We start from the raw sequence: 1,807 nt of genomic DNA on the forward strand, positions 1-1,807 counted from the left end.
AGAAACCATCATAGCTATATACCGGCGGTAGGGGAATATACTTTAATTGGGGTCAGGCTTGCTTTATTGTTTTATTTAGATTTAACGCCCCTGGTGTTGGACCGCCATTTTTGTCAGCATGGGACCTCTAATTCCAGGCCGCCGCACTATAGCGACTTCTTAGGGCGGGGGGGTGGTGATACTCCAATAACAGGGCGGCTGCGTGATAATAGCCAAACCGGGACATTGTTGAACTCATGACGCTTCCCAAATAGATCTATTGGGATTGTACCTGTGACATACTGAGCAAATGCATTCTGCCAATCGCTGTCATCAGAAAATGGTGTCCCTAAATCTTCGATCCCTTTATCACCGGTAAACCCAAGGTACAGTAGAACTACAGGAAAACCGAGCTTTGCCAGCATCCACGTGAAAGCTAGCCGATTTGCTAACTGGTAGTGTGAATCTCGAGAAATATTTACCTGGTTATCTATGCATTGCCACCCAATGCAGGCTTCTTTGATGGCCTTACCGATACGCTCATGGTTCTCAACACTATTGGCAGAAGTATTGTTAAATGGTTTTCCTCTAGTTTCAAGCTCATTACTGTGGGCTTTTGCTTCTACCAAGACTAGCCCAGGCCGATGATCGATCTCGCAGCTCATGGCGATGTTCCAGTTAGGTGTGGTTGCTCCTTTCTTATGTAGCAACCACCAGTTCTTTAGGTCGGACCACTCTTGTTTCATTGGATAACACTTGGGTCCAAAGGTCTCCAGTCTCGCTTCCTGGGGATAACGATACCCTTGTGGCATGTATTTGATCTCGTTAGACACCTGTACAGGCACCTTGACTTGAGGATCTGATGCTAGTAATTTCATAAATTCATCAACAAAATGTGGCTGTCCAGTCCAGTCCAGTACGTGCTTTTGACTTCCTCTGTACACATTTATACACTCCCTGTTTCTGAAAAGTGAATATAAAAATGAGAAGCAGGATAAAGAAGCTATTATAAAAAAATTTGTTACCGTATTTGTACTTAATAGACTTAGATTTACCGATGTAGATGATATTATCAATGCTATTGATATCAGGACAGATTATTACGATATTTCAGATGAACTACTTTCCAACGATGAATTTAAGAAGATAATTGAATACTACGATATACAAACGCGTGAGACATCATCAGGTTATGAACAAGTTGACAATGACCGTTGATACTAGCAAGCTCGGGGGGAAAGCGCCCCCCCCTTAGCAAGCTCGGGGAGAAAAGTCCCTCCCCTCGCAACGGTACTGACTATAATGCTCCCAAGAGGTGAGACACAGGATAAGAAAAATAAGTTACAAATATATCCAAAACCGAATCCGAGCAAACGGTATCATTCACAGTATATTCGCCCATACTTGCTGCGGAATCTTGAAATTAATAGGCCTAATCAAGTCTGGGGTGTAGATATTACCTACATTCGCATGAAAAAAGGATTCATGTATCTGTTTGTCATCATCGACTGGTACAGCCGATATATAGTTGATTACGAGTTGTTCCAGCACATTGGATAAATCCTTTGTACTGAGTTGTCTAAAACGTGCACTAAGCTGCCAAAGACCAGAGATTATCAACAGTGATCAGGGCGGGCATTTTACAAATCCAGATTACATCAAGCTGCTGGAAGACAACGGAGTAAAAATTTCCATGGATGGCAAGGGGCAATGTCTGGATAATGCCAGAACAGAGCGATTCTTTCGAACCCTGAAATATGAACGAATCTACGAGCTTGTCCCTAATGCCGTAGAATTTGAGTGACGTAGTATTACGCCGATTTGCTCT

At 42.9% G+C, this 1,807-nt stretch carries 1 protein-coding gene and 1 pseudogene; one reads left to right on the top strand and one right to left on the bottom strand.

All coding sequences use genetic code 11. The annotated features are described in order from the left end of the window. Positions 1 to 146 precede the first annotated feature (146 nt). Positions 147 to 857 (bottom strand): hypothetical protein, encoded by a 711-nt coding sequence (locus SSCH_RS06580; protein ID WP_198142219.1) that lies wholly within the window; start codon positions 855 to 857, stop codon positions 147 to 149. Between the two features lie 475 nt (positions 858 to 1,332). Between SSCH_RS06580 and SSCH_RS20105 the strand changes: the two are divergent. Next, positions 1,333 to 1,750, top strand: a pseudogene (locus SSCH_RS20105) (transposase); the annotation flags it as partial. Positions 1,751 to 1,807 lie beyond the last annotated feature (57 nt).

The sequence above is a fragment of the Syntrophaceticus schinkii genome (assembly GCF_000946815.1).
In the GTDB taxonomy this organism is placed as follows: Bacteria; Bacillota; DSM-12270; order Thermacetogeniales; family Thermacetogeniaceae; genus Syntrophaceticus; species Syntrophaceticus schinkii.